The organism is Arthrobacter sp. JCM 19049 (assembly GCF_001310435.1).
Genome location: NZ_BAXF01000593.1, coordinates 1 through 1,175 on the forward strand (window position 1 = coordinate 1; position 1,175 = coordinate 1,175).

Consider the following 1,175-nt stretch of genomic DNA (forward strand, 5'->3'; position numbering starts at 1 on the left):
CGAAGTCGATGATGGGGGTGCTGGCCGACGGGGTGCGACAGTTCGACCGACTCACCGGACGCCAGCTGGTCACCTATTCGGGCTGCTGCGCGGGATGGAGCGCGAGGAGGTCACCACCCGCACCGAGGACCTGCTGCGGGTCATGGACCTGGTCAACGACGGGGACAAGCTGGTGGTGGACTACTCCGCGGGGATGACCAAGAAGATCTCGCTGGCCACCGCGATGATCCACTCGCCGAAGCTGCTGGTGCTCGATGAGCCCTTCGAGGCGGTGGACCCGGTCTCGGCGGCGAACATCCGCGACATCCTGAACGAATACGTGAAGTTCGGCGGCACCGTGATCGTCTCCTCCCACGTGATGGACCTGGTGCAGCGCATGTGCTCGCACGTGGCCGTGATCGCCGACGGGGTGCTGCGCGCCTCGGGCACCGTGATGAGGTGCGCGGCGGGATGAGCCTGGAGGAGCGCTTCGTGGACCTGGTCGGCGGACGGGCACAGGGCGGAGGGCTGTCGTGGTTGCGCACATCCTCAAACTAAAGCTGACCCTGCTGCGCAACGGTTTCCGGCGCAGCACCTGGCAGTTGGTCGGGGTGATCATCGGTACGCTCTACGCCCTGGGCGTGGTGGCGATGCTGATCCTGGCCGCCTGGTTCTCCGCGGACCTGCAGTGGCTGAGCTACATTTCCATCCTGGCCAGCTCGCTGGTGGTGATCGGCTGGGCGATTGTCCCGCCGCTGCTGACCGGCGTGGACCTGACCCTGGAGCCGCAGCGCTTCGTGCACTTCGGCATTGAGCCCAAGACGCTGGGCCGGGCGCTGGTGCTGGCCGGGTTCGTCTCCATCCCGGCGCTGATCACGGTGCTGGCGATGGCCGGGTTCAGTGTGCTGTGGCGCCTGGATCCGGGCGTGCTGCTGCTGGCGCTGGTGGCGAACCTGGGCACCGCCGTGCTGGCGGTGTTCGGCTGCCAGTACCTGACCATCCAGCCACCGCGCTGCGCTCCAAGCGCCGCTTCCGCGAGGCCACGTTCCTGATCTTCTTCCTGCTGCTGGTGAGCCTGGGGCCGATCATCGGGATGCTCACCGAGGCGGCGACCAGCGCCCTTGACTGGATCGACCCGGTCGCCACGGTGTTGGCCTACACCCCGTTCGGCACCCTGGCGCGGTCGCCCCGGCGGC

At 67.9% G+C, this 1,175-nt stretch carries 1 protein-coding gene and 1 pseudogene; both read left to right on the forward strand.

The genetic code is table 11. The annotated features are described in order from the left end of the window. A pseudogene (locus JCM19049_RS14770) lies at positions 1-537 on the forward strand (ATP-binding cassette domain-containing protein); the annotation flags it as partial. Then, positions 513-1,031 carry a hypothetical protein gene (locus JCM19049_RS14775; RefSeq protein ID WP_054821948.1) on the forward strand — a complete coding sequence of 173 codons (519 nt, stop codon included), beginning with the start codon at positions 513-515 and terminating at the stop codon, positions 1,029-1,031. The pseudogene JCM19049_RS14770 and the gene JCM19049_RS14775, both read left to right, overlap by 25 nt. The last annotated feature ends 144 nt before the right edge of the window (positions 1,032-1,175 follow it).